The sequence below is a fragment of the Halorubrum sp. B53 genome, from assembly GCF_059752395.1.
In genome coordinates, this window is sequence record NZ_MWTH01000015.1 from 364,271 (window position 1) to 390,717 (window position 26,447).

At 70.8% G+C, this 26,447-nt stretch carries 25 protein-coding genes; 11 read left to right on the top strand and 14 right to left on the bottom strand.

The window, feature by feature from the left end; translation table 11 throughout:
* Nucleotides 1–32: 32 nt before the first annotated feature.
* Nucleotides 33–1,748, bottom strand: coding sequence for an ABC transporter substrate-binding protein (locus B4V06_RS14430; RefSeq protein WP_158606060.1), 1,716 nt, complete (start codon nt 1,746–1,748; stop codon nt 33–35).
* A 291-nt stretch (nt 1,749–2,039) separates the two neighbouring features.
* Here B4V06_RS14430 and ggt point away from each other — a divergent pair, with 291 nt between their 5' ends.
* The 5 genes from ggt (at nt 2,040) to B4V06_RS14455 (ending at nt 8,039) form a co-directional block, all read left to right on the top strand.
* The gene (ggt, locus tag B4V06_RS14435) at nt 2,040–3,698 is read left to right on the top strand and encodes a gamma-glutamyltransferase (RefSeq protein ID WP_123112686.1); all 1,659 of its coding nucleotides are present in this window, start codon (nt 2,040–2,042) and stop codon (nt 3,696–3,698) included.
* Nucleotides 3,699–3,911: 213 nt separating this feature from the next.
* The gene (locus B4V06_RS14440) at nt 3,912–5,024 is read left to right on the top strand and encodes a branched-chain amino acid ABC transporter permease (protein ID WP_123112687.1); all 1,113 of its coding nucleotides are present in this window, start codon (nt 3,912–3,914) and stop codon (nt 5,022–5,024) included.
* Nucleotides 5,021–6,394, top strand: a complete 1,374-nt coding sequence (locus B4V06_RS14445) for a branched-chain amino acid ABC transporter permease (RefSeq protein WP_498170357.1) — start codon at nt 5,021–5,023, stop codon at nt 6,392–6,394. Before B4V06_RS14440 ends, B4V06_RS14445 begins: the two co-directional genes overlap by 4 nt.
* Before the next feature lie 131 nt (nt 6,395–6,525).
* Nucleotides 6,526–7,338 (top strand): ABC transporter ATP-binding protein, encoded by an 813-nt coding sequence (locus B4V06_RS14450; protein ID WP_498170646.1) that lies wholly within the window; start codon nt 6,526–6,528, stop codon nt 7,336–7,338.
* Nucleotides 7,335–8,039 (top strand): ABC transporter ATP-binding protein, encoded by a 705-nt coding sequence (locus tag B4V06_RS14455; protein WP_498170358.1) that lies wholly within the window; start codon nt 7,335–7,337, stop codon nt 8,037–8,039. Before B4V06_RS14450 ends, B4V06_RS14455 begins: the two co-directional genes overlap by 4 nt.
* Before the next feature lie 138 nt (nt 8,040–8,177).
* Here the strand turns inward: B4V06_RS14455 and B4V06_RS14460 are convergent, their stop codons facing one another.
* The 4 genes from B4V06_RS14460 to B4V06_RS14475 form a co-directional block, all read right to left on the bottom strand.
* Nucleotides 8,178–9,566: an ABC transporter substrate-binding protein gene (locus B4V06_RS14460; protein WP_123112690.1), complete on the bottom strand. Its 1,389-nt coding sequence runs from the start codon at nt 9,564–9,566 to the stop codon at nt 8,178–8,180.
* Between the two features lie 202 nt (nt 9,567–9,768).
* On the bottom strand, nt 9,769–10,707 hold the full coding sequence (lipA, locus tag B4V06_RS14465) for a lipoyl synthase (protein WP_123112691.1): 939 nt from the start codon (nt 10,705–10,707) through the stop codon (nt 9,769–9,771).
* Between the two features lie 124 nt (nt 10,708–10,831).
* Nucleotides 10,832–11,446, bottom strand: a complete 615-nt coding sequence (locus B4V06_RS14470; protein WP_123112692.1) for a cysteine hydrolase family protein — start codon at nt 11,444–11,446, stop codon at nt 10,832–10,834.
* Complete coding sequence (locus tag B4V06_RS14475; RefSeq protein ID WP_123112693.1) at nt 11,439–12,311, bottom strand: YqcI/YcgG family protein; 873 nt, start codon at nt 12,309–12,311, stop codon at nt 11,439–11,441. Before B4V06_RS14475 ends, B4V06_RS14470 begins: the two co-directional genes overlap by 8 nt.
* A 78-nt stretch (nt 12,312–12,389) precedes the next feature.
* On the opposite strand from B4V06_RS14475, the gene B4V06_RS14480 reads away from it, so the two are divergent.
* Nucleotides 12,390–12,596, top strand: coding sequence for a hypothetical protein (locus B4V06_RS14480; protein ID WP_123112694.1), 207 nt, complete (start codon nt 12,390–12,392; stop codon nt 12,594–12,596).
* Nucleotide 12,597: 1 nt separating this feature from the next.
* Here B4V06_RS14480 and B4V06_RS14485 read toward each other — a convergent pair whose 3' ends face one another.
* Together B4V06_RS14485 and B4V06_RS14490 are read right to left on the bottom strand one after the other, a co-directional pair.
* Complete coding sequence (locus B4V06_RS14485) at nt 12,598–14,082, bottom strand: sodium:solute symporter family protein (RefSeq protein ID WP_123112695.1); 1,485 nt, start codon at nt 14,080–14,082, stop codon at nt 12,598–12,600.
* Nucleotides 14,079–14,345 carry a DUF3311 domain-containing protein gene (locus tag B4V06_RS14490; RefSeq protein ID WP_498170361.1) on the bottom strand — a complete coding sequence of 89 codons (267 nt, stop codon included), beginning with the start codon at nt 14,343–14,345 and terminating at the stop codon, nt 14,079–14,081. The genes B4V06_RS14485 and B4V06_RS14490 overlap by 4 nt, the downstream gene beginning before the upstream one ends.
* 177 nt (nt 14,346–14,522) lie before the next feature.
* On the opposite strand from B4V06_RS14490, the gene dnaG reads away from it, so the two are divergent.
* Nucleotides 14,523–16,190, top strand: coding sequence for a DNA primase DnaG (gene dnaG / locus B4V06_RS14495; RefSeq protein WP_498170363.1), 1,668 nt, complete (start codon nt 14,523–14,525; stop codon nt 16,188–16,190).
* 21 nt (nt 16,191–16,211) lie between these two features.
* Here dnaG and B4V06_RS14500 read toward each other — a convergent pair whose 3' ends face one another.
* The 5 genes from B4V06_RS14500 to gatD form a co-directional block, all read right to left on the bottom strand.
* Nucleotides 16,212–17,219 carry a prepilin peptidase gene (locus B4V06_RS14500; protein WP_123112698.1) on the bottom strand — a complete coding sequence of 336 codons (1,008 nt, stop codon included), beginning with the start codon at nt 17,217–17,219 and terminating at the stop codon, nt 16,212–16,214.
* A gap of 205 nt (nt 17,220–17,424) precedes the next feature.
* A complete protein-coding gene (locus B4V06_RS14505) occupies nt 17,425–18,702 on the bottom strand; it encodes a DUF6498-containing protein (protein ID WP_498170364.1) in 1,278 nt (425 codons plus the stop codon).
* A 44-nt stretch (nt 18,703–18,746) separates the two neighbouring features.
* A complete protein-coding gene (locus tag B4V06_RS14510) occupies nt 18,747–18,962 on the bottom strand; it encodes a hypothetical protein (RefSeq protein WP_498170365.1) in 216 nt (71 codons plus the stop codon).
* 24 nt (nt 18,963–18,986) lie between these two features.
* Nucleotides 18,987–20,111 carry a GNAT family N-acetyltransferase gene (locus B4V06_RS14515; protein WP_498170367.1) on the bottom strand — a complete coding sequence of 375 codons (1,125 nt, stop codon included), beginning with the start codon at nt 20,109–20,111 and terminating at the stop codon, nt 18,987–18,989.
* Nucleotides 20,108–21,418: a Glu-tRNA(Gln) amidotransferase subunit GatD gene (gene gatD, locus B4V06_RS14520; protein WP_498170368.1), complete on the bottom strand. Its 1,311-nt coding sequence runs from the start codon at nt 21,416–21,418 to the stop codon at nt 20,108–20,110. The genes B4V06_RS14515 and gatD overlap by 4 nt, the downstream gene beginning before the upstream one ends.
* Nucleotides 21,419–21,530: 112 nt before the next feature.
* Here gatD and deoC point away from each other — a divergent pair, with 112 nt between their 5' ends.
* Complete coding sequence (gene deoC, locus B4V06_RS14525; protein WP_123112703.1) at nt 21,531–22,169, top strand: deoxyribose-phosphate aldolase; 639 nt, start codon at nt 21,531–21,533, stop codon at nt 22,167–22,169.
* 106 nt (nt 22,170–22,275) lie between these two features.
* Nucleotides 22,276–22,500, top strand: a complete 225-nt coding sequence (locus B4V06_RS14530) for a mechanosensitive ion channel family protein (protein ID WP_123112704.1) — start codon at nt 22,276–22,278, stop codon at nt 22,498–22,500.
* Between the two features lie 46 nt (nt 22,501–22,546).
* Here B4V06_RS14530 and B4V06_RS14535 read toward each other — a convergent pair whose 3' ends face one another.
* The gene (locus B4V06_RS14535; protein ID WP_123112705.1) at nt 22,547–22,945 is read right to left on the bottom strand and encodes a helix-turn-helix domain-containing protein; all 399 of its coding nucleotides are present in this window, start codon (nt 22,943–22,945) and stop codon (nt 22,547–22,549) included.
* 115 nt (nt 22,946–23,060) lie between these two features.
* On the bottom strand, nt 23,061–23,912 hold the full coding sequence (locus B4V06_RS14540; RefSeq protein ID WP_123112706.1) for a universal stress protein: 852 nt from the start codon (nt 23,910–23,912) through the stop codon (nt 23,061–23,063).
* A 196-nt stretch (nt 23,913–24,108) separates the two neighbouring features.
* Between B4V06_RS14540 and B4V06_RS14545 the strand changes: the two genes are divergently transcribed.
* On the top strand, nt 24,109–26,283 hold the full coding sequence (locus B4V06_RS14545) for a molybdopterin oxidoreductase family protein (RefSeq protein WP_498170371.1): 2,175 nt from the start codon (nt 24,109–24,111) through the stop codon (nt 26,281–26,283).
* The gene (locus tag B4V06_RS14550; RefSeq protein ID WP_176329408.1) at nt 26,280–26,447 is read left to right on the top strand and encodes a hypothetical protein; all 168 of its coding nucleotides are present in this window, start codon (nt 26,280–26,282) and stop codon (nt 26,445–26,447) included. Before B4V06_RS14545 ends, B4V06_RS14550 begins: the two co-directional genes overlap by 4 nt.

The window sequence follows — 26,447 nt, forward strand, 5'->3', positions numbered from 1 at the left end:
GAATTGAGAGGGCTATCGGGTGTTCGGGGTCGTTACTCCGCCGGGTAGACGATCTCGTCGAGGTGCGGCTTGTACAGCGTGTTGTAGCGGTTGCTCGCGTTCGGGTGCGGGCTCCACTGGTCGACCGACTCGATGTTCGACGGGTTGACGATGTCGATCACGTCGGAGGTCCACATGTTCGCCATCGGGACGTCCTGCGCGACGAGCTCCTGGATGTCCTGGTAGATCGGGAGCCGGTTCTCGGCGCCGAGGGTGGTCTGTCCCTCCTCGATCAGCGAGTCCATCTCATCGCTCTCGTAGAGGTTCCAGTTGAACCCGTCGGGGACGTGCTGGCTGGAGTGGAGCAGCTGGTTGATGTGTCCGTCCGGGTCGGAGCCGCCGGTCCAGCCGATGCCGACGACGTCGGTGCTGGCCGCGGCGCCCTCGGGGTCGAGCAGGAACGGGACCAGGTCGTCGAACGCGCGGACGTCGAGCTCGGCGTTGAAGTACTCGGTCTCGTCCATCGTCTGCTGGATGATCTCCATCCACCGCTCGCGGGTCCGGTTGACGTTGGTGATGAAGGAGACGTCGAACGGCGCCTCGATGTCCTCCTCCTCGAACGCCTCGCCGATGAGGCGGAGCCCCTCCTCCTCGTCCTCGCCGACGTACTCGTCGAGGAGCCGCTGCTCGTGCTCCTCGTCCCAGAACGCCCCGAGGCCGGGACTGATCGGCCCCGCGAGCTCGGTCGCGTAGCCGCCGAAGACGGCCTCGATGACGTCCGACTTCGGGAGCAGGCGGGTCATCCCGCGACGGAGCTTCTCGTTCGTGAACGGGCTCTGGTTGACCGGGTAGGAGATGAAGTCGAACCCGACCGCGTCGCCGGTGACGATCTCGCCGGTCTGGTTCGCCCACTGGTCGAGCTCGAACGGCGCCGCGTTGTCGATCATGTCGAGCTCGCCGGCCGCCATCGCCTCCTCTTGGGAGACCTGCTCCGGGATGACTCGGATGGTGACCTGGTCCCACGGCGCCGTCCCGGGGTACTCGTCGCCGTCGTACCAGTAGTCCTCGAAGGGGACGAGGACGGCGCGGTCCTCAGCCGAGAACTCGTCCAGCACCCACGGGCCGGTCCCGAGGGTCTCCTCGGTGAAGTCGTGCTCGTCCTGCTCCGGGTTCTCGCTGATCGCGTCCGTCTTGCTCGTGAGGATCGGGACCGCGGCGAGGTCGCTCAGGAACGGTGCGTGCGGGTTGCTCGACGTGATCTCGACCTCGTAGTCGCCGAGGACCTCGACGTTCTCGATGAACGAGACGTCGGCGGAGTTGGTGGTGCCGCTCGTCCGGTTGATGGAGAACTGGACGTCCTCCGCGGTGAACTCGTCGCCGTTGTGGAACGTGACGCCCTCGCGAAGCTGGAACCGGAAGGTGGTGTCGTCGACCTGTTCGTAGCTGGACGCGAGCTCGCCGCGGAACTCGGAGTAGTCGAAGGTAAGCGCGACCAGCCGCTCGTACGCCATCGTGCCGACGACGGAGTTGGAGGTCGCGTCGGTGATGATCGTCGGGTCGAACGTACCGGGATTCGCGGCGGCCGACGCGACGAACTCGTTCATGTCGTCGCCGCCGTCGCCGTCACCGCCGTCGCCGCCGTCGCCGCCGTCGCCGCCGTCGCCGCCGACGCAGCCCGCGAGACCGACGACGCTCGCGCCGCCCATGGCGGCGAGAACCCGTCGGCGAGTCGCTGCCGATCCCGTCTGTCCGTTGTCGGAGTGAGACATACCCACACGTACTCGCGGCTTGTTAAAAACCATTCTATTCAGTACCGCAAACCACCGTCCGTACAGTAATCGGCCGGTTCGGTTTCGATCAGCGGAACTGACACAAACAATTATCATGGAACACGATATCACGTACCGATGATCCGTGCATCGCCGGCGTGAGGAGATCGGGACGACCGGCGGTGGGGACGACCGGCGGTGGGGACGACCGGCGACGGGAACCGCGACCGGCGCCGCCCGACCGGATAGATCCGGTCCGGCATTTATATTGTGCGCAGTCAGATCGGAGGTATGGAGCCAGACTTGGACCGGTTCACTTCTCGGCGGTCGACGGTGTACGGTCAGCGCGGCGTCGTCGCGACCAGCCAGCCCCTCGCCAGTCAGGCGGGGATCGAGACGCTGCGCGGCGGCGGGAACGCGTTCGACGCGGCCGTGGCGACGGCGGCCGCGCTCAACGTCGTCGAGCCGACCTCGACGGGGCTCGGCGGCGACGTGTTCGCGCTGTACCGCACGGCCGACGGCGAGGTGGGGGCGATGCGCGCCTGCGGCGGGGCTCCCGCCGCCGCGACGATCGGGAACGTCCGCGAGGCCCTCCAATCGGACGACGACGCCGACTCCTACTACCCCGACGACGGCGGCTACGCGGTCGACGACACCGACGAGGCCGGCATGCCGTTCTACGGCCCCCACGCGGTCACGGTGCCGGGCACGGCCCGCGGCTGGGAGGCGACGATCGAGGAGCTCGGCCGGCTCACCCTCGCCGACGTCCTCGAGCCCGCCATCAGGTACGCCACCGAGGGGTACCCGGTCTCGGAGGTCATCGCCTCGTACTGGGCCGGCGCGGAGGAGCTGTTCACCGACGACCACGCCCGGGAGGCCTTCCTGTTCGACGGGGACGCCCCCGAGACCGGTGAGACGGTCCGCCTACCGCGGCTCGGCGAGTCGATGCGGAAGATCGCGGAACACGGCGCCGACGTGGTGTACGAGGGAGAGATCGCCGAGGCCATCGCCGAGGAGATCCAGTCGCAGGGCGGGTTCATGACCGTCGACGACCTCGCCGACTTCGAGGTCGAGTGGCCCGAGCCCGTCTCGACGACGTACAACGGCGCCGAGGTGTACGAACTCCCGCCGAACAACCAGGGGCTCATCGCGCTGGAGGCGCTCAATATCGCCGCCGAGCTCGGCGCCGGCGAGCACGACTACGACACCGCCGAGCGCGTCCACTACTTCGCGGAGGCCATGAAGTTGGCCTTCCACGACGGGCACCGCTACATCGCCGACCCCGAGTACGAGGAGACCCCGCCGCTCGGGTCGGCCGACTGGGCGGCGAAGCGCGCGGCCGGCGTCGGGCCGACCGCCGACCACGACGTGTCGTTCGGCGTGCCGAACGCGAACGCCGAGGACGCCGACACGGTGCTGCTCACGGTCGCCGACGACGAGGGGAACGTCGTCTCCTACATCAACTCGCGGTTCGCCGGCTTCGGCTCCGGGCTCGTCGCGGGCGAGACGGGGATCGCCCTCCAGAACCGCGGCGCGTCCTTCTCGCTCGACCCCGAGCACCCGAACAGCCTCGAGCCCGGCAAGCGCCCGTTCCACACGCTGGTCCCCGCCGTCGTCCGCCTCGACGAGGACGACTGGGCCGCCTTCGGCGTGATGGGCGGGTACATGCAGCCGCAGGGTCACGTCCAGGTGATCTCGAACGTCGTCGACTACGACATGCCGCTCCAGCGCGCGCTCGACGAGCCGCGGTGGCGGTACCGCGAGAGCGGCGAGCTGGGGGTCGAACCGCACTTCGAGGACGACGTCGCCGCGAAGCTGGTCCGGAAGGACCACGACGTCAGGACGCTCTCGCCGGTCCAGTTCGGCGGCGCGCAGATCGTCCGCAACGAGGACGGCGTTCTCTCGGCCGCCACCGAACCCCGAAAGGACGGCAACGCACAGGGCTACTGACCGACGGTCGATCGGTTCGGATACGACGGATCATCTTATAAAAGACGTTCGCGAGCGGCCCGCCACGGCCGCCGATATCGCCGGATCCGCTCGGGGGCGTGTTTATATTCTGGAGACAGTACCTATGTGGCTAAATATGCCGTCAGTCGGGATGTTCTGGGTAGAAAACGTCTTATAGGTTGATTCATACGCTATGATGAGGAGTGTTATCACGTGAGTGTCTCTGAAACGTACGTCCGGTACCGCCAAACCCTCAGCGAGGAACCGCTCGCCATCGGGGTCCTGCTCGTGGCCCTGTGGATGGCGTGGTCACTCGTCTCCGGGCTCCTGACAGGGGGGATCCAGATCAGCAGCCTCGCGTCCCTCGTCTGGGACGGGTTGCTCAGGGGGCTGATCATCGGTCTGGCGGGTATCGGACTCTCGATGACGTACAGTATTCTCAACTTCGCGAACTTCGCGCACGGTGACTACCTCACGAGCGGGGCGTTCGCCGGGATGGCGACCAGCTACCTCATCGCCGGGATCGGCGAGAACAGCGTCGGCGCGCTCCTGCTCGTCGGCGCGGGCGGGTCGGTGTTCGGCGGTGCGCTCGGCATCGGGGTCACGACCGCGCCGGTCGCCGTCGTCGTCGGGGCCCTCGTCGCCGGCGTCGCCACGATCGCGCTCGCGCTGCTGATCGACCGGTTCGTCTACCGGCCGATCCGCGACGAGAGCGGTATCGCGCTGCTGATAACCAGCATCGGCGTCGCGTTCGCGCTCCGGTACCTGCTCCAGTTCGTTTTCGGGGCCGGCGTCCGGGGAACGACGGCGGCAGGGTCGGTCCCGCGCGTGAGCGTCCCGGCGATCGACGGGACGTTCCGGGTGACGGCCCACGACGTCAGCCTCATCGTCGTCGCCGGCGGCCTCATGCTCGGCGTCCACCTGCTGCTTCAGCGGACGAAGCTCGGGAAGGCGATGCGCGCGATGTCCGACAACGAGGACCTCGCGCGGATCACCGGGATCCCGACCGAGCGGGTCATCCGCACGACGTGGATCGTCGGCGCCGGGCTCACGGGCGTCGCGGGGTACATGTTCATCCTCTGGAAGGGGACGCTCGGCTTCAACGACGGCTGGCTGCTCCTGCTGCTCGTGTTCGCCGCGGTCATCCTCGGCGGGATCGGCTCGATCTACGGCGCGATCGGCGGCGGGATCATCATCGGTCTCACCGCCTCCGTCTCCGTGATCTGGATCCCCTCGGCGTTCGGCCGCGCGGCCGCGTTCCTGGTGATGATCGTGATCCTACTGTTCAAGCCTGAAGGCATCTTCAGCGGGAGGACAACGGCATGAGCGTCAGCGACCTTCGCGGGCGGTTCGAGGGGCTCTTCGAGCGCGACGTCACGCTCGTGCTCGCCGTCCTCGGCGTCCTCTACCTGGCGTACATCCTCGCCGGAGTCGCCTTCGGGTACGGCCTCCGCGGGCAGCTGAACGCGATCGCGAACCTCACGTTCTACGTCGGCGTGTTCGGCATGCTGGCGCTGGCGCTGAACCTCCACTGGGGGTACACCGGGCTGTTCAACATCGGCATCGTCGGCTTCATGGGAATCGGCATCTACACGACCGCGGTGGTCTCGAAGCCGGCGGCGGCGGGGGGCGCCGCGCAGGTCGGCGGGCTCGGCCTCCCGCTGTTCGTCGGCATCACCGCCGGTGTGGTGGTGGCGGGCCTGTTCGGGCTGCTCGTGGCGCTGCCCGCGCTCCGGCTCCGGGCCGACTACCTCGCGATCGTCACGGTGGCGTTCTCGGAGATCATCCGATTCACGATGATGTCCCGGACGTTCCAGACGTTCACGGTGCCGGACACGATCGACCTCTGGCTGTTCAGCTTCGACCCGGCACCCGACACGATCGGCCTCGGCGGCGGCGGGGGCCTCATCCTGAACTACACGAACCCGCTCGAGGCGTTGCTTCGAATCTTATTCCTGTGGGACCCGTACCTCGGCTTCGTCTCGTTCGTGGAGGAGAACGTGATCTCGAACAACCCCAAGCCGGTGCTCGACGGGCTCCTCTACGGGGTCTTCCTGCTCATCGGCGTCGGGCTGTACTACGCGTTGCTCTCGCGGACCGGGAAGTCGCCGTTCGGACGCGTCTTAAAAGCGATCCGCGAGGACGAGGACGTCGCGAACGCGCTGGGGAAAGACACCGACCGGTTCAAGCTCACGGCGTTCGTGCTCGGGGCCGCGCTGATGGGGCTCGGCGGGATCCTCTGGTACTCCGCCCGCGGGAGCGTCACGCCGCCGTCGTTCCGGCCGAACATCACCTTCTTCATCTGGATCGCGCTGATCATCGGCGGTGCGGGGTCGAACACCGGGAGCTTCCTCGGCGGCGCCCTCTTCGCCGGGGTGTTGTACCAGGGTCCCCGGTACGTCAAGAACCTCGTCCAGACGGCGTTCGAACTCGGCAGCGCGCCGCGGAACTTCGGCGAGGCGATGGCGGGGTTCGCCTCGCTCGACCCGATGCCGTTTATCCTGTACACGCTCGACAGCGTCAGCCAGCTGCGGCTGGTGATCATGGGCGTGGTGCTGATCTGGCTGATGCACAACCGGCCCGAGGGGCTGCTCGGACACCGCAAGGAGACGGCGTCGAGCGTCGACCTCGCGCGGCCGAGAAGCGGCGGATCGAGCGGGAAAGCGACCGCGGCCGACGGGGGTGACGAGCGATGAGCGAAACGGACGAATCGGCCGCGAACGAGGCCGCGCCGGTCGAGAAAGCGGCGACGGACGCTGGGCCGTCGTCGGCCGAAGGCGACGCCTCAGCCGACGGATCGTCGCGCGACGCGGACCTGACGGACGTGATGGGCGCCGAAGCCGACACGCCGACCGGGGAGAACGCGGACCGATACGCGCCCCTCGAAGTCGAGGGGCTCCGGAAGGAGTTCGGGGGGATCACCGCCGTCGACGACGTCAGCTTCGACGTCGAAGAGGGGACCCTCACCGGACTTATCGGCCCGAACGGGGCCGGTAAGTCGACGACGTTCAACCTCATCACCGGGATGCTCGACCCCACCGCGGGGACGGTCCGGTTCAACGGCGAGGACGTCACCGGGCTTCAGCCCCACGAGATCGCGAACCGGGGGCTCGCGCGGACGTTCCAGATCGCCCGCGAGCTGGAGGAGATGACCGTCCTCGAGAACATGATGCTCGCGCCGAAGGGACAGGTCGGCGAGTCGCTGTGGCGGTCGGTCATGCCGTTCACCCGCGGGTCGGTACGCGAACAGGAGACCGAACAGCTCGAACGCGTCTGGGAGGTGCTCGACTTCTTCGAGATCGACCACCTCGCCGACGAGTACGCCGGGAACCTCTCGGGCGGCCAGCGGAAGCTGCTGGAGATGGCCCGGGCGCTGCTGACCGACCCCGACGTGCTGCTCCTCGACGAGCCGTTCGCGGGCGTCAACCCTTCGCTGGAGAAGCGGCTGCTCGAACACATCCACGAGCTGCGCGAGCGGGGGTACACCTTCCTCATCGTGGAACACGATATGGACCTCATCATGAACAACTGCGAGCGGGTCATCGTCATGCACCAGGGCCGGATCCTGAAGGACGGGACGCCGGCGGAGATCAAGGAGAGCGAGGAGGTCATCGAAGCGTACCTCGGGGGTGAGGTATGAGCCTGCTCGAGGTCCGCGAGCTGGACGCCGGCTACGGCGACCTCCAGATCCTCACCGACGTCGACCTCGACGTCGACGACGAGGAGTACGTTACCGTCGTCGGCCCGAACGGGGCCGGCAAGTCGACCGTCATGAAATCGGTGTTCGGCCTGACGACGCACATGGGCGGGACGGTGACGTTCGACGGCGAGGACATCAGCGGGACGAAGCCCGAGGACGTGATCCACAAGGGGCTGGGGTACGTTCCCCAGAGCGAGAACGTCTTCGCGGAGCTCGACGTCGAAGAGAACTTAGAGATGGGCGCGTACATCCTCGACGAAGTGCCGCAGGACGCGCTCAGGATGGTGTACGACCGCTTCCCGATCCTCGAAGAGCGGAAAGGCCAGCGGGCGGGAACGCTGAGCGGCGGCCAGCGACAGATGCTCGCGATGGGCCGGGCGCTGATGCTCGACCCCGAACTGCTGTTGCTCGACGAGCCGAGCGCAGGGCTCGCGCCCGACCTCGTCGACGAGATGTTCGACAAGATCGACGAGATCAACGAGTCGGGCACGTCGATCCTGATGGTCGAACAGAACGCGAAGGAGGCGCTCAGGCGCTGCGACCGCGGGTACGTGCTCGCGAACGGGCAGAACCGGTTCGAGGACGAGGGGACCGCGCTGCTGAACGACGAGCAGGTCCGGCGGGAGTTCCTCGGCGGGTAGTCGGTCGCCCTCCGCGCCGGGGGCACGCGGGATCGCGGATCGCCTTCGGTATCGACTCGCTTCGAGCGACGGTGCCGCGTCGCTACCCGACCGAACCGCGCGAAAAATACGAAGGGATCGAAGGCCGCGTCCGACGCCTCAGTTCCCGCTCGAAAGCGCCTGTTCGACGACGTTGGAGTACGACGACGAGCCGATGTTGAAGCTGATCTGGTCGTACACTTCGCCGTCGAACGTGTCCTGGAACACGTTGCTGAACCGGTTGGAGAGCTGCTGTCCGTAGTCGTTGTTCACGTACAGCGTCGCGGCGGTCGAAGCGCCGAGCCGCTCGGAGGCGACCTGCGCCATGACCCGGCCCTGGAGCTGGTCGCTCGGGGCGGTCCGGAAGATGTAGTCGTCGTCCTCGAGGTTCGTCACCGACAGCGCGGTACTGGACGGCGAGCAGCCGACGACCTCGTTCGGGATGAGCGTCTCCGTACTGACCGGGACGTTCACGCCGGAGGAGGCGGTCCCGCACACGGCGGGCACCCCCGAACTGATCAGCGACTCGGCCCCGGTGATCCCCTGGTCCGGGGAGGTGTTCGTGTCCTCGAACTGGGCGTTCACGGTGAGGTCGAGGTCGGACTCGTTGACCTGCTGGGCCGGGATCTCGGCCGCGCGGATCATCGGCTGCCCCGTCGACGCCAGGTCGCCGGTCTCGGGCAGCAGGATTCCGACGCTCACCTCGCGGCCGAACCCGCCGGGTGAGGAGTCCGCGGAGGGGCCGGCCCCTTCGGGGTTCTCGCCCGTGAAGTTCTGCGTCTCCTGGACGTCGACGGAGTCGGCGCCCTGTCCGGCGAACTCCCAGATCTGGTAGGCCGCCGACGCGGGGTCGCCGTTCTGGTCGAAGTTGACCGCGCTCGACGCCCCCTGGTAGTTGATGTTCTCGCCGTTGGCGACCGCCTCGACGGCGTCGATGAACTCTCCCGGCCCGTATTCGGTGCCGTCGGGGTTCGCGATGCGGCGGAGCTGGTCGCGGATCGCGGTCCCGTCGTTTTCGCCCGCGGCGACGTTCGCTAGGATCAGCGCCGCCGCCGAGTCGTACGACTGCGAGGTGAACACGCCCGGCGTCTCGTCGTAGGCGTCCTGGTACAGGGTCTCGAACGCCTCCTGGTTCGGACCGCCCGCCGCCGGCGCGGTCCCGGTGACGTTGTTCATGTCGTTGCCGACCTGTCCGGGCAGCGAGGGGTCCTGGAGCCCGTCGGGGATGAGGATGTCTTCCTCCCCGTCGGACGCGGCGTAGTAGTCGCGGAACAGCTGGATCCCGCTCTCGGGGTAGCCGATGACGACGAGCAGGTCCGGGCTGCCGCCGCCGGACCCGCCGTCGCTCCCGTCGCCGCCGTCCATCCCGTCGTCGCCGTCTCCGCCGTCGTCGCCGTCGCCGCCGTCGCCGCCGTCGCCGCCGTCGCCGCCCGCACAGCCTGCGAGGCCGACCGCGCCAGCGACACCGACAGTCTTCAGCACGTCACGCCGTCTTTTGTGGTATGACATACCCACTCATATAGAGTCCACTTTCATAAGTATATCCCTGTCAGCTGCCGCACACGTCATGACAACTGCACACATATAAGGTGTATTACCGGCGGGTGACCAGGAGCGGATCCGGGGGAGAATCGTAACAGCGGATCGATATGTACACGCGCCGGGGGTTACCGACCGGGATGGGCCGGGCGTTGCCGCCCGCGCTGGGTCGTCAGTCGCCGCCCGCGGCCCGCGCGTGGCGCCGGGCGTCCTCGGGGGAGCGTCCCTCCCGGAGCAGCGCCTCGACGAACAGCTCGCCGGCCTTGTACGAGGAGCGGACCATCGGTCCCGACGCGCAGTAGAGGAAGTCGAACTCCTCCTCGGCGACCGCGCGCCACGTCTCGAAGACGTCGGGGTGGACGTAGTCGAACACGTCGAGGTGCGAGCGCGACGGCTGGAGGTACTGCCCGAAGGTGACGACGTCGACGCCGACTTCCCTGAGGTCGCCGAGCGTCCGGTACACCTCGTGGTCGTACTCGCCGACGCCGAGCATGAGGCTCGTCTTCGTGTAGATATCCGACTCGCGGTCGACGCGGTCGAGCACCGCGAGCGACTGCTCGTAGTCGGCGCGGCGGTCGCGCACGGGCCACTGGAGCCGCTCGACCGTCTCGACGTTGTGGGCGATCACGTCCGGTGCCGCATCGATGATCCGGTCGATCGCCTCGGGGTCGCCCTGGAAGTCCGGGATCAGCGTCTCGACGAGGACCTCCGGGTCGCGCCGCTTGATCTCGCGGATCGTCTCGGCGAAGTGCGCGGAGCCGCCGTCCGCGAGGTCGTCGCGGTCGACGGAGGTCAAGACGACGTAGTCGAGCCCGATCTCCGTCACCGCCTCGGCGACGTTCTCGGGCTCGTCGGGATCGAGCGGCTCCATCCCGCCGGTGGCGACATCACAGAAGTTACAGCCGCGCGAGCAGCGGTCGCCCATGAGCATGAACGTCGCGGTGCCGGGGCCGTCCCGACCGGACCAGCACTCGCCCATGTTCGGGCAGTTGGCCTCCTCGCAGACGGTGTGGAGGTCGCGCTCGCGCAGGCGCTCCTTGATCTCCGTGAACCGGGAGCCGGATGGCGGTCGCGACTTCAGCCAGTCCGGCTTCCGACGGCCGCGTTGCATACTCGAACCACGGCGGCCGGGTGCAAAAACGTGAGGATCGCACGGGCGGGGAGGGAGACGGAGACGCGAGCGCCGCGGAGGCCGCGGAGGATTGGCCGGGCGAGCGCGTCCCGACTGTCGGCGCCTACCGGAGGTGGGCGGCCTCGACGACGGTCGCGAACTCGCCGTCGAGGTGCGCGAGCGCGACGCGGTGGGACGTGTCTGCGTCGACCGCCTCGCCGTCGTACCCCTCGCGGGCGTGCGCCGCGGTCGCGTCGGCGACGACGGTGACGTCGTAGCCGCGGTTCTCGGCCGCGCGGGTCGTCGTCGAGACGCAGTGGTCGGTGGTGAGCCCGCAGACGACGAGCGACTCGTGGCCCGCCTCGCGGAGCCACGCGTCGAACCCCGAGTCGAGGAAGGCGCCGTTGACGGACTTCTCGAAGGTCGGTTCCCCGTCGGCGGGGGCCGTCTCCGGCTTCCACGCGAAGCCCGGCGCGTCGGGGCGGAGCGGGGAGTCAGGCTCCGTCGAGGCGTGTCGCACGTGTGCGACGGGGCGGTCGGCCTCGCGCCACCGATCGAGGAGGGCGGCCGCGACCGACTCCGCGTCGGGGTTGTTCCGCTCGCCCCACCCCGGCTCGTCGAAGCCGACTTGGAAGTCGATCAGGAGGAGGACGGCGTCGTCGAGGGAGGGGAGATCGGCGCCGTCGGGCGACGCGAGATCGGTGTCGTCCCCGCCTGCCGACCGCGGCGGCTCAGTCATCGCCGAGCCCCGAGGTCACGGCCGGCGACTCGGCGTCCGGCGTCCGCGTCGACGCGAACCGCCGCCACGCGCCCGGCTCCAACAGCGCCGCGGGCGCCTTCGGGTGCTCGCGGCTCGGCGTCAGCGGACAGGCGTCGGGGCTCGCGTCGTCGTCCTCGCGGAACAGGTACTGCGTCCACTCGCGGTCGCCCTCGACCCCCCAGTCCCCGAGGTCGGCGTGGGGGCAGGCGCCGTCGTACTCGCCCATGCGGCCGCGGATCGCCTCGCGGGCGCGCTCGCCGGCCTCGGTGTCGGCCGTGATCCCCTCGAAGACGGCCCGCGGCTGGAAGGTGACCTCCAGCCCGACGGGGGAGTAGCGGCTCTTCCGATCGTCGTAGAACGGCGCCCGGGAGGTGGGGAACAGCGGCTCGCCGCCGAAACAGAACTCCCAGCGCGGGGTGTCGGGGTCGGTCGGGATCTCCTCGGGCCACGGCTCCGGGTCGTGGACGTGGAGGAACTCGAGGACGTGCCAGAGCCGCTCGTGGTAGTGCGCCTCGCCCGGCTCGCCGTCGGGCGGTCGGAAGAAGACCGCGAGCGGCGCGCGGTCGGCGTGGTCCTCGTACGTCTCGAGGTACTCGATCAGGACGTCGCGGAGGCGGAGGAGCGCGGCGGGGTCGGTCGTCGACTCGCAGGCGGCGTACAGCAGGCCCCCCTCCCGCTCGGCCTCGATGCCGAAGTAGCAGGGGAACGGCGAGCCGTCGCGCTCGCCGAGCATCGACTCGCGGAAGGTGCGGTAGTGCTCCCGCAGCCAGCCGGGCGCGTCGTCGAGCCGACCGTGGAGCGTCTCCTGGTCCAACAGCACGCCCTCGGTCCCGGGCTCGTTCATACCCGACGTGGGCGGTAGACGGGCTTTTGACTTTCGGCGGCCCCCTCAGATCCCGAGCCAGTCGTCGTTGCTGACTTCGTGTCCCGCTCGCCGGCACACCTCCCCGCTCCCGACGGCCCCCCGACGGCCGAGGCGGAGTTCCGCGAGGAGCTGCAGACGCTGCTCCGCAGCGCGCACGAGGAGGGCGTCGACGTCGAGGGCGGGTGGGACTGCCGGAACGGGCCCGACCACCCCGACTGGGACGTCCTCGTCTCCGAGGTGCGGAAGTCGGAGGCGTCGGAGTAGCTCAGTCCCCGGCGACCGCGAACCGCGAGGCGTCGCCCTCGGCGGTCGGCGCGGTCAGGAGCGAGACGCCGACGGTGAGGACCGCCGACAGCGCCATCAGCCCGAGCGCGACGTCCCAGCCGCCGGCGACGGTGCGGGGGAGCGTCGGGACGAACGACGCGACCGCCGACAACACCACCGCGAGGTACGCGACTTGCGGGACGAGCACGCCGGCGATCATCCCGGTGCGGGTGGTCCGGTCCCAGTAGAGCGCGCACAGCACCGGGAGCGCGAGCAGCGCGAACCCGGAGAAGGCGGTGCCGCCGACCTCGATCAGGGTGCCGGGTCGGAACAGGCTCGCGACGAACGAGAGCAGCGCGAAGGCCGCGACGCCGATCCGGGCGACCCACGCCTCGCGCCGCTCGGAGGCGTCGGCGTTGATCACGGGCCGGTAGAGGTCGCGGGTGAAGTACGACGACCCCGACAGCAGCATCGAGTCCGAGGAGGACATCATCGCGGCCATCGCCCCGGCGATCACGAGCGCCGCGAACCACGCCGGCGTGTACTCGTTCAACACGACCGGGAGCACGTTCCCGCCCTCGGGCACGTCGACCGGCATCCCGGCGGCCCACGCGCCGAGCATGAACGCGGGGACGAACAGGAGGAGGACCAAGACGGGCCACAGCGCGAACGACCGCTTCAGCGTCTCGCCCGACTTCGCGACGAAGAACCGCTGGTTGATCTGCGGGAACATCGTCACCCCGAACGAGATGGTGATCACCGTGGAGACGATGAACCCGACGGAGTAGGTGCCCCCGCCGAAGCTGCCGAAGTCGGGCCGGGCGTCGAGCATCGCGCCGGTGGCCGCGCCGACGCCGCCGACGGCCGACACCACCCAGACGGCGGCGATCCAGACGACGGAGAGCATGAACAGCCCCTGGATGGTGTCCGTCCACGCGACCCCGCGCATCCCCGCGAGGACGACGTAGAGGATCATGAACGCGGTGATGAGCGCCGCGCCGCCCCAGTAGGGGACGACGCCGTCGGTGAGGCCCACCAAGGCCTCGCCGGCGCCCATCTGCTGGAGCATGACGTACGGGAACAGCCAGAGGAGGCTGACGCCGGCGACGAGCGCGCGGAGCCCGGTCGAGCCGAACCGGTCGCCGAGCATCTCGCCCAGCGTCACGTAGCCGTTGCGGTTCCCGATCAGCCACTGCTTGTAGCCGATGGCGTACCACAGCACGGCGAACAGCACGCCGTCCAGCGTCCCCATCACGATCAGCCACTCCGGCCCGGCGGCGAACGCGAGGTTCGGCCCGCCGAAGAAGGTGAACGCCGACAGGAGCGTGGCGAAGGTGGTGAAAAGCAGGACCACCGTCCCGATCGACCGGCTCGCGAGGTAGTAGTCCTCGGCCGTCGTCTCCGAGACGCGGTAGGCGACGAGCCCGACCGCGAGCGCGAGGAAGAGGTAGCCGACGATGATCCCGAGCGAGAGCCCGAGCGTCACGGTCGATCACCCCCCGCGGCGGGACCCGCGTTGCGGTCGTCGTCCGCCTCGGGCCGGAGGCCCATCCCGCGCTCCCACGCGCCGCTCCGGGCGAACCGGGAGAACAGGACCGCGCACAGCGCGAGCCACGCGACGTGCCACCAGATCCACACCGGGAGCCCGGCGACGACGCGCTCGACGCCCCACAGCGGCCACGGCACCGCGAAGGCGACGAGCAGAGCGAACGTCGGAATCCACACGAAATCTCTCCGAGGGCGTCTCATATCGAACGATAACAACTTTGGGCGCTTAAATCTTGTCGAATAGGTTCAATATGACTCTTTGTAGAATATATCTCTTCAAACGGCAGCGACGGAGGTGAGTGCGATAACTATTTTCGACAACGCGCACAACGGTTCACGGGCGGCGAACGCCGCCCGATCATCACCATTCACCCACTCATGAAAGACACAGAAAAATACCTGATCCACGCCACGATCGCGGCCGACGGCGTCGTCGAGCGGAGCGACGTCGTCGGCGCGGTGTTCGGCCAGACCGAGGGGCTCCTCGGCGACGAGCTGGATCTCCGCGACCTGCAGGAGTCGTCGCGCGTCGGGCGGATCGACGTCTCCGTGCAGTCGGAGAACGGCCAGTCGTTCGGCGAGGTCACCGTCGCGTCGAGCCTCGACAAGGTCGAGACCGCGATCCTCGCGGCCGCGCTGGAGACGATCGACCGCATCGGTCCCTGCCAGGCCTCCGTGGAGGTGACGAGCATCGAGGACGTGCGGGCGGCGAAGCGCCGCGAGGTCGTCGAGCGCGCCAAGGAGCTCATCGCCGGCGGCTTCGAGGAGACGAGCCTCAGGAGCGACGACATCCTCGAGGAGGTCCGCGAGGCCGCCCGCGTCGAGGGCATCGTCGACTACGAGGGGCTCCCGGCCGGCCCCCGCGTCGGCGACTCCGACGCCGTCATCGTCGTCGAGGGGCGCGCGGACGTGCTCACGCTGCTCGAGTGCGGGATCAAGAACGCGGTCGCCGTCGAGGGGACGAACGTCCCCGACGCGGTGGCCGAGCTCACCGCCGACCGGACCGTGACCGCCTTCCTCGACGGCGACCGCGGCGGCGAGCTCATCCTCCGCGAGCTCGCGCAGGTGGGCGACGTCGACTACGTCGCGTTCGCGCCGCCCGGCGAGTCGGTCGAGGACCTCGACCGCAACGACGTCTTCGAGGCGCTCCGCGGGAAGGTGCCGTACAGCAGCCTCTCAGACGAGCCGAACCTCCGCGAGGCGGCCGCCGACGACGACGGCGCGAGGACCGCGGGAGACGCCGCGGCGACCGGAGACGCCGCGGATGCCGGGAGCGAAGACGGTCGGCGAACCGAGGCGGGCGGATCCGACGCCGACGAGTCCGGTCCCGGCGGCTCCGACGCCGGCGACGCCGCGTCCGAAACGCCCGACCTCGACGGTTCGGGGTCGGACGAGGTCGTCGCCGAGGCGGCCCGCGGCGCGGCCGAAGGCGGGCTCGTGGAGGCGGTCGAGGAGGCGCCCGCGCCCGCGGCGGCGGAGGATGACGAGGGCGCCGGGGGCGCCGAGGCGGTCGAGGTCGACGTCGTCGACCCCGAGGCCGACCCGACCGCTCCGGAGACGACCGACGGGGATTCGGCGGCGATCGACGAGGGGTCGGCGGAAGCGACCGACGAGGGGTCGGCGGAAGCGACCGACGAGGGGTCGGCGGAAGCGACCGACGAGGGGTCGGCGGAAGCGACCGGCGAGGAATCGGCCGATTCGCCCGAGGACGCCCCGGTCGACGACGCCCCCGACGACGACGAGCCGCGGTCCATCGAGGAGCACGTCCAGGAGGTCGTCGACGCCGAGAGCGGCTTGGCCCGGCTGCTCGGCGACGACCGCGGCGTCCTCGCGGAGGTCGACGCCGCCGACGCGTTCGACGCGGTCGAGGCGGCCGACACCGCCCCCCACACCGTCGTCGTCGACGGGCGGATCGACCAGCGGCTGCTCGACGTGGCGGCCCAGCGCGGCGTCAGCGAGCTGCTCGGCCGCGACGTCGGCGAGTTCGTGAAACGGCCCGTCGGGACCCGCGTGCTCACGGTCGGCGACCTCCGCGCGGGGAGCTGAACCGCCCGCCCGCGACTCCCGTCAGACCAGCCCGACGGCGCCCAACAGCGCGAATAACACGTCGCCGACCGTCAGCGAGACGATCAGTCCGATCGCCATCGGGACGACGAATGGCATCCCCGGTGACACCAGCACGCGGTCGTTTCGGGCGACGACCGCCAGCCCGCCGCGGAGCGTCTCGGCATCGGTGCCGTACGCGCCGTGGTCGATCTCCGCGAGGAACCGCTCGGCGGCCCACGGGTCGTCGAAATCGGTCGATCCGGCCTCTCGCGACGACCCGTCTCTGGCCTCCGAGTCGACCGCCGTCCCCCCGTCGGTCCGGGGACCGACGTGGGTCCCGCCGTCTGTCGGGTCGAACGTCTCGGCGACGCTCTCCGGGTCGCGGAGGCGGTCGGAGTCGGCGCGCAGGTCGGCGAGCGTCAGCCCCCGCCACCGGAGGTACATCCGGAGCGCGTCCAGGTCGAGTCCGCTCCGGGTCTCGCCCGCGTCGTCCTCGAACAGCCGCCCGTGGCGGTCCGGCAGCGACTCGGTCGCCACCGGTCGGGCGAGAAACGAGTTCGCCGAGAGCCGGCCGCGGCTGAGGTTGAGGCCGGCGAGCCCCAAGGGGTACGCGAGGCCGAGGAGAACGGTGTTCGTGAGGACCGTGAGCGAGAACACGCCGATCTGCGTCTCGACGATCGGGAGTTCCGCACCGGCGACGGCGTACTCCGGGAACGTCGGGAAGAGGAGCGCGAGCGCGATCAGCGCCTTCGCGTCCGCCCCGCCGAACGCGCCGAGGTACCAGAAGGCGTAGCCGAGCGGGGCGACGAACAGGACGCTAATCGCGGCCCGCACAGCGAATCGCGTCCCCTCGAACCCCGCGAGCGGCCACAGCGCCGCCGCCTCCCAGACCAGCAACACCGCCCCGAACGCGTACAGCGGCGGCCAGATCCGGTTCGGGAGGCGTCGGGTCCGGACGTCCCGCAGCGCCGCCCACGCGAAGACGGGAACGGCGAGCAGGCGGAGGAGGTCCGGCAGCGTCGCGAACATGTCCCCACGGCCGCCGCGAGCGCAATTAGGCGTTCGGGTTCGGCTATCGCGATCGATAGCGCGGGCCGTCGGCGTGTCCGCTCGCGTTCGAGCGTCGGGGCGAGCGCCCTCGTCGGGGCCCACGCCGGCGCGATTCCGGCGTTCGCAGCGGATCCCGGGCGACGCGCGTCCGGTCTACCGGGCCGAAGGGAGGTGACCGCCGCGGTCAGTCGTCCGGACGCTCTGCGCGCCTGTCGAACACGTCGAGGACCGGTTCGGGGTCGGCCAGCCCCGGGATCCGGTACTCGTCGTCGCGGAGTTCGACCACGACGGTCTCGGTCCCGAGCCGCCGATCGAGCCGCTTCCGTTCCACGCGCAGGCCGGTCTCGTCCCACGGCTCGACGCGCCACAGCGCGGCGTCGAACAGCCGGTCGTAGGCGACGAGCGCGTCGTCGCCGACGCGGTACTCGACGACTCCGTACCGGAGCCAGTAGTCGACGCCGAGGAGCAGCGCGGGGAGCGCGACGCTGGCCGCGAACAGGAGCGCGACGACGGACCACAGCCGGCCGAGCGCGAGCAGGAGGCCCCCGAACAGACACAGCGCGCCGAGGTACGCGACCCCCGGGTGCCGCGGAGCGGTCGCGAGCCAGCCGAGCAGCCGGCTGCGGCGGGTCGGACGCACCCGCCGCGGCGCGTCGGAGAGCGGATCCGCGACCGGGTCGGCGGTCGGTGGGTCGTACGCCCACCCGATCTCCAGCGCCGACGACTCGTCGAGGGCGGCGAGTCGGTCGCGGTAGAGCCCCGTGAGATCGAAGACGGCCTTGAGGCCGACGACCGCGACGAGCAGCGGGAGGCCGACCGCGCCGGGATCGATCGCCGACAGCGCGGCGTCGGTCTCGAGCGTCGCCGCGCCGATCAGCGTGACGGCGAACACCCCCCCGACCGCCACCGCACCCGCCCTGAAGAAGACGCCGCGGATCGCGGTCTGCGCGCTGTGTTCGCGGTACGTCCCGTTGTAAATGTAGTCGACGAACGTCGTCGCGCCCTCGGTCGCGAAGAGCGCGAGCACGGCGAGCGTCACCGAGTCGAGCGCCTCGGGGGCGAGTCCGCCGTCGACGGCGACGCCGACGGTGACGGCCCCGGCGACGAGCCACACGCCCGCGAGGACCGGAACGACGACGGGGAGGACGAGGAGCGTCGAGAGCCGGATCCGAAGCGCGGTTCCCGGGACGGGGATCGCGGCGCGTCTCGCCGCGAGCGGGCCGACGATCAGCCCGTCGCGGTCGACCTCCGAGGGTCGTCCGGCGAACAGGGCACGGACGATCGCCCAGAGGGACGCGATCCCGAGCTCGAACCAGTAGAGGACCACCAGCGCGCCCGCGTTCCAGCCGAGCGCGACGACGCCGACGAGCGGGACGAGGTTCGAGACGAGGAGCGCGAGCGCGCGAGGCCGACGACCGCGAGCGAGGGCTCGCAGGGGACCGGAGCGGACGACGGAGGGCACGTGTCGGTGGATCAGGCTCCGTGTTTATAAGAGGTCGGCGTCGGTCACGGCGCCGGACCGGCGTCGCGGTGGAGGTAGAGGTACGCGAGCACCGGGACGATGGTGAACGCGAGGGTCGCGACCGCCCAGAGGGGCGCGTAGCGGCTCCCGCGCGCCCTCGCGTCGCGGTAGATCCACGCCGCTGCGGCGACGACGATCCCGTAGACGACGAGCGTGAGCGGGAGCGACCACGGCAGGGTGGCCCCGGAGAGGAGCGTCATGATCTGCGGTTCGGGGGGCGACGCTTATAAGTCGCCCGTGAGGTCGGCGCGCATGACGAAGTCGGGCTCGGCGGCGACTGGCACCCGGTTCGCGCCGGTGTCGCTCACGTGCTCGACGGTCTCCGGGATCAGGACGCGAGTGGCGTCGGCGCCGACGGCGGCCGCGTCCGCGGCGATCTCGGTATAAAGGACGCCGGCCGCGTCGACGTCGCGCCACGCGGCGGCGCCGTACTCGGCGACCCGCTCGGGACCGCCGCCGCACTCCTCGTCGCTCGGGCGCTCCGAGACCCGGGTACGGACCGCGAACCCGGCGAGCGCGTCCGCGTCACCGACGGCCAGCAGTCGCCCCTCGTCGGCCGCGTCGCGGAGCCGCTCGCGGGTGAGCGCGGCGCAGGCCCACGACTCCTCGTCGTCGAGCGCGAGCCCGCCGAGGTGGTCTCGGGCGTCGCTGTCGGCCCAGAACGCCCACGCGGCGTTCGGGTCCGGATCGTCGATCCCGCGGAGTCCGTCGGCTTCGGAGTCGGCGGCCTCCGCGGGGTCGTTCGCGACGTCGACGTCGGCCTCCGCGGCCGGCTCCGGCTCCGCGAACCGAAACTCCGTCGCCGGCTCGAAGCCGACCGCGCGCGACTGGCCGAGCCCCGCGACGTTCCACGAGAACACCATGTTCCGGCAGACGGTCGCGCCGCGGTCGCGCGCCCAATCGAGCGCGGCGGTCGAGAGCGCGGTCCCGACGCCGAAGCCGCGGGCGGCCGGATCGACGCGGATCCCCTGTCCCCACGCCTCCCACTCGGAGAGCAGGACGCCCTGGATGCAGCCGACGACGGCCTCCGGCTCGCCAGGGGCGGCCGCGCCCGCCCCGTCGCCCTCGACGAGGGTGTCTCCCTCGGTTCGGTCGTCGCGCTCCGCGACCGCCTCGCTCCCCTCGACCGCCGCGGGCGGTAGCGTCGCCACGAAGGTGCCGCGGTCGGGATCCTCCGACGCGGCCCACCGCGGGAAGACGCTCGGGATGTAGTCCTCTTGGCGCTCGCCCCACGTGTCCCGCGTGAACGCAGCGACCGCGTCGGCGTCGGCGGGGCGGGCCTCGCGGACGACGGGGGGCGGCTCGGCGGCGTCTCGGTCGGCCGATCCCCCGTTCGCCGCGTCCGTCATCGCCAGGGCTGCGACTCCTCGGTGAGCTCGCCGGCGAGGTCGCGTCCCATCGCCTCGGCGGGGTCGGACAGGTTCGCCAGCGCCCACATCAGCTTCACCTTCGCGGTGCCGGGGAGGGTGTCGCCCGCCTCGACGACGCCGGCGTCGAGCAGGTCGCGGCCGGTGTCGTACACGCGGTCGCAGACGCGGCCGGAGAGGCACTGGCTCGTCATCGCGACGACGGTGCCGTCGTCGACCAGCTCCTCGATCCGCGGGATGAGGTCGGTGTGGACGTGGCCGAGGCCGGTCCCCTCGATCACGACGCCGTCCTTGCCGTCGAGGTAGTCCCAGGCGGCCGGGTCCATGCCGGGCGTGAACTTCGCGAGTTCGACGTCGCCGTCAAGGTCGGGCGCGAGGCCGGCCGCCGCGTCTCCGTCGCCCTCGCCCGCCTCGCTTCCCCGCGGGAGCGGCTCGCGGTTCCATTCGATCGCCGCGTCGGCCGCGTCGCCCTCCGCGCCCGCCTCGGCCGCGGCCTCGTAGTCGATGACGCCGAGGGGCGCGGCGCCGACCGTCTCGAAGGCGTCGCGGCGGGAGGTGTGGTTCTTCCGGACGCGGGTGCCCCGGTGGAGCGCGCAGGCGTCGTCCGAGGGGCTCGCGTGCATGCAGACGAGCGTCTCCGCGTGGTCGGCCTTCGCGGCCTCGACCGCGCACACCGCGTTCATCACGTTGTCGGAGGAGGGGCGGTCGGCGGAGCGCTGGCTCCCGGTGAAGACGACCGGGGCGGGCGAGTCGAGCATGAAGGAGAGCGCCGACGCGGAGTACTGCATCGTGTCGGTGCCGTGCATCACGACGACGCCGTCGGCGCCGGCCTCGATCTCCTCGGCGACGGCCTCGGCGAGCTCCCGCCAGATGGCCGGCTCCATGTTCTCCGAGAGGATGTTGGCGACGACGCGGCCGCGGTAGTTCGCGCGGCCGGCCAGGTCGGGGACCGCCCGGAGCACGTCCTCGGCGTCGAACTGGGCGGTGACCGCGCCGGTCCGGTAGTCGACCGTGGAGGCGATCGTCCCGCCGGTCGAGATGAGCGACACCGTCGGCAGGTCGTCGTCGAAGGTGATCTCGGAGGCCTCGCCGCCGCCCGCGTCGGCCCCCTCGTCGACGTCGCGGGCGCCCGATTCGAGCACCTCGACGTCGGCCGCGTCGCGGTCGACGCCGACGTTGTACCCCCCGTCGAGCTTGACGACGAGGTGGTCGCGAGTCGTCGAGGGGAGCAGTACGCCCTCGTTCGTGACGTCCCCGCGCTCGACGCGGACGCGATCTCCCGGTTGCATACCACCCGCTTCCCCTGCGGCGGACTTGAATCCAACCGTTCGGCGGCGCCGCCCCGGGTCGGCGCGCGTCTCGGTCGGTACGCCTTTTATCGGTCGCACGAACCGTGAGCGCATGGACCGCGAGGAGTTCGCCGCGAGCATCGACCACACCGTGCTCGGCCCGGAGACGACGTGGGACGACGTCGAGACCGTCCTCGACGAGGCGGCCGACCACGGGATGAACGCCTGTATTCCGCCCTGTTACGTCGCCGAGGCGGCCGACTACGAGAACGCGCCGTCGACGATCGCGACCGTGGTGGGGTTCCCCCACGGCCAGCACGCGCCCGAGGCGAAGCGGGACGAGGCGGTCGGCGCGTGGGAGGACGGCGCCGACGAGATCGACCTCGTGATCAACGTCGGCCGCCTGAAGGCCGGCGAGGGCGACGTCGTGACCGCCGAGATATCGGACGTGGTCGCCGCGGTACCGGTCCCGGTGAAGGCCATCATCGAGACCGCGCTCCTGACCGACGACGAGAAGCGCCGCGCCTGCCAGGCCGCCGTCGACGCCGACGCCGACATGGTGAAGACCTCCACGGGCTTCGCTGACGGCGGCGCCACCGTCCCGGACGTGGCGCTGATGAGCGACTACCTCCCGGTGAAGGCCTCCGGCGGCGTCGGGTCGTACGAGGAGGCGACGGCGATGTTCGAGGCGGGCGCGGAGCGGATCGGCGCCTCCTCCGGCGTCGCGCTCGTCGAGGGATACCCCGAGTGACGGAAGTGGCGTGTGAGCGGAGCGGGCCCCGCGCCGTCCGTCTCCCGTTCCCTCGCCGTGAGAATGCGGTTGTGTGAATTTATAAACGGAACCCCAACACGGGGGTATGAGTCACTCCCGCGGATCACCCCGTCTGGACCTCGACACGGCCTTCAAGGCGTTCGGTGCCGTCGGAATCGCCATCTCGCTCGCCCTGATCCTCGGCGTGTTCGTCCTGACCGACCCGTTCGGCGACTACGTCCGCGTCTCGCCGGCGGCGTACGGGAGCCTGCTGTCGGTCGGACTGCTCGCCGCCGTCGGCTACGCGGCGTACGCGCTGCGCCGCCGCTGAGCGGTCGGCGGGCGGCCCGACCGAGAGGGAGCGCTGTCGGAGCGGGTCAGCTCGACTCCGGTGCGGACTCGGTCCGGTCGTACTTCGCCTCGAACTCGCGGATGAGCCGTCGCATCTTCGCGTACCAGTCGTTGAGCGTCCGCTGCATCTCGTCGGCGACCTGCTCCGGGTCGGTCGGCGAGTAGACGTGGTAGTAGCCGCCCTGGTCGTAGTTCACCTGCTCTTTGACGATGCAGCCGCTCTGGAGCAGCCGCTGGACCGACCGGTACGCGGTCGAGCGCTCGCGGTCGACGGCCTCGGCGAGCGCGTCGACGGTCATGGGCTCGTCGCTCTCGACCAGCGTCGTGAAACACCGCCGGTCGAGCGGCTTGAGTCCGTGAAAGCACTCCAGGAGATTCTCGCACTCCATGTCGCTCTGGAGCTGCTGGGATAACGAATCTGGCATGGGTTTGCCGGTTATACGTCGCGTGTGAACAAAACAGTTGTGCGTAAAAACTACAATATTGTGGCGACACCGAGCTCGGACGGGGCCGCCGAGCCGCCCGCGGCGCGCGACGGGCCTACGCCGACCGCGGCGGCGGCACGAGGAAGACGTTCCCCGTCGCCCGGGCGACCACCTCTTCGGAGACGCTCCCGAGGAGGAGCCGCCGCAGCCGGCTGCGACCGCGCGACCCGAGCAGCAGCGTGCTCGGGTCGTGCTCCGCCTCGGCGGCGAGTATCTCGTCGGCGGGATCGCCGCGGCGGACCTCGGTGCGGGCGTCGAGCTCCAGCTCGTCGAGCCGATCGACGAGTTCGTCGAGCCGCTCTTCGGGGTCGGCGTCGCCGCCGGTCTCGTCTTTCGGCGATTCGACGTGCACCAGCGTGACCTCCTCCGTCGCGTGCCGGAGGTACTCGAACGCCCGGAACGCGCGCTCGGCGTTCTCGGAGAAGTCCGTCGCGAACAGCGTCCGTTTGAACAGGTGCCGGCGGATCGGGTCGGGCTCGTCGACGCCGCGCTCGATACGGTCGACGAGGAGCGGCGCGACCGTCGTGCGGGCGAGGTTGCGCGCGGTCGACCCGATCACGCGGTTCTCGAGCGGGCTCTTCCCGCGCGAGCCGACCAGCACCAGATCGGCGTTGACGGAGCCGGCGATCCCGTTTATCCGGCGGTGCGGCGTCCCGCGGACGACGTGCGTCTCGACGTCGAACCCGGCGTCTTCGACCGTCGAACGGTAACGGCGAAGCGCCTGCTTCCTGCGCTTCTCGAACCCCATGCCGGGCATCCCGGAGTGGACGTTAGACGGGACGACCGTCACGAGGTGGATCCGCTCGACGCCGATCCGCCCGAGGCAGTTCAGTCCGGTCTCCGACTCGATCATCGACTCGCTCGCCGTCGAGAGGTCGGTCGCGATGACCGCCGACTTCCCGGTCATTACCGCCACCCCGACCGAGCCGGCGCCCGGTGCGCATCGGTATTTCTCATACTGTACAATACCGACGCGCGGTTGATAAAACGCTCGGTCGGCACCACCGGGAGCGAAACGGGAGCGCTCGCGACCTCGGACGGGGGCGATCGACATCGCGCCACGGACAACAGGTTCAATCCGGTGCGCCCGCTACCCCGAGCCGATGGAACGGCCGACTCGGACGACCTGCGCCCGCTGCGCCGTCGGCTGCGGACTTCGAACGGCCCCCGGAGACGGGGGGCGCGATCTCCAGGTGAGCGGCGATCCGGCGCACCCGATCGGCCGGGGGCAGGCGTGTCGACGCGGCGTCGAGGAGACGGCGACCGAGCCGGCCACCGAGCGGATCACCCGGCCGCACCTCCGCCGGGACGGCGACCTCGTGCCGGTCTCGTGGGAGCGCGCGCTCGACGCCGTGGCCGACCGGCTCGACCCGCTCGTCGCGACCGATCCGGATCGGGTCGGGGTGTTGGGCTCGGGACAGCAGACCACGGAGGCGGCGTACCTGCTGGGGCGAGTCGCCCGCGGCGCGATCGGGACACGGCGCTACGACGCGAACACGACGCTCTGTATGGCGTCGGCGGTCGCGGCGTACTACGGCGCGTTCGGCGCCGACGCCCCGCCGCCGACGTACGCGGACGTCCCCCACGCCGAGTCGCACGTCGTCTGGGGGGCGAACCCCGCCGTCGCGCATCCGGTGTTGTTCTCGCGGATCCGCGAGAGCGCCGCCGGGTCAGGGGGCGAGCTCGTCGTCGTCGACCCGCTGCGAACGCGGACCGCCGAGGCGGCCGACGTCCACGTCGCGCCGGAACCCGACGGCGACTTCGCGCTGGCGCAGGCGGTCCTCGCGGCCGCCATCGACGCCGACCACGTCGACGACGCGTTCGTCGAGGCCAACACGGTCCGGTTCGACCGGCTCCGCGCGTCGCTGCCCGACGTCGACGACGCCGCCGAGGCGGCCGGCGTCGGGCCGGACGCGGTCGGGCGGCTCGCGGACGCGTTCTCGCGGCCGACGCTGCTCTACTGGGGGATGGGCGTGAACCAGTCGGCGGGCGGCACCGCGACGGCCCGCGCGCTGATCGACTGCTGTCTCGCCACCGGGAACCTCGGGCCGGGGACCGGTCCGTTCTCGCTCACCGGGCAGTCGAACTCGATGGGGACCCGGATCTGCTCGTCGAAGGGGCGCTGGCCCGGCGGGCGCGCGTTCGACGACCCGGCCGCCCGCCGCGCGGTCGCCGACGCGTGGGGTGTCCCCCGCGAGCGACTGCCCGACGACTCCGGCCCGGGGCCGGTCGACCTGGTCGCGGACGTCGCGGCCGGCGAGGTCGACGCGCTCTGGACCGTCGCGACGAACCCGGCGGTCGGCCTCCCGAACGCGGACGCCGCCCGCGAGGCGCTGTCGGAGGTCTTCCTCGTCGCGCAGGACGCGTTCCGGAGCGAGACCGTCGCGCTCGCGGACGTCGTCCTCCCGGCGGCGACGTGGGGCGAGACGGCGGGCACGCTCGTGAGCATGGACCGGGCGATATCCCGCGTCCGCCCCGCTCGCGATCCTCCCGGCGCCGCGCGGCGGGACGCCGCGATAATCGCGGCGGTCGGGAACCGCCTCAGGCCCGACGGCCCCGACCTCGACCCGTCCCCGGAGCGCACCTTCGACGAGTTCGCCGCGCTCACGGCCGGCACGCCCGCGGACTGCTCGCACGTCACCTACGACCGGCTCGACCGCGCCGGCGCGATCCGGTGGCCGCGCGGTGCGGTGGTCCCGACCGGCGGGAGCGACGGCGGTTCGGTGCCCCCCGACGCGACCGCCGCGCGATACCGGTACGCTGACGGGGACGGCGGGTTCGCGTTCCCGACGCCCTCGGGGCGCGCCCGGTTCTCCGCGCCGGGGTCGTACGACCCCCCGGAGCCGCCCGACGAGACGTATCCGCTCGTGCTCACCACCGTGCGTGAGCGGAACGCGTACAACACCGGCGTTCGGGGGTGGGGGAGTGCGAACGACTCGGGGGCGACAGACGGTCCAGAGACGCCGGACGGCTCCGGGACACCCGCCGACGGGCGGCTTCCCCTCGGGGTGAGCCCCGCCACGCGCCGGGCGTGGCGCTCAGTGACGAGCGGTGACGAGGTGACCGTCGCCTCCCGCCGCGGGCGCGTGGCGGGGCGGCTGGTCGAAGACGACCGCGTCCCGGACGGGGTCGTTCGCGCGCCGATCCACCACCCGTCGGTGAACCGGCTGACGCTCGACATCGTCGACCCCGAGTCGGACGAACCGGCGTACAAGGCGTGCGCGGTCCGCATCGAGTCCGGGGGTATAACCGACCGGAAGCCGAACGCGGAGCCATGACAGACGACGCGACAGCGGCGGCCGTCGAGCGGTTCCTCGAGGAGACCGAGTCCGCGCTGGACGACTACGACCAGGGGTACGCCGACGCCGACGCGACGCTCTCGGTGGTGCGAACCCGCATCGACGAGCTGGCCGCGGCGGTCGACGAGACGGCGGAAGAGTAA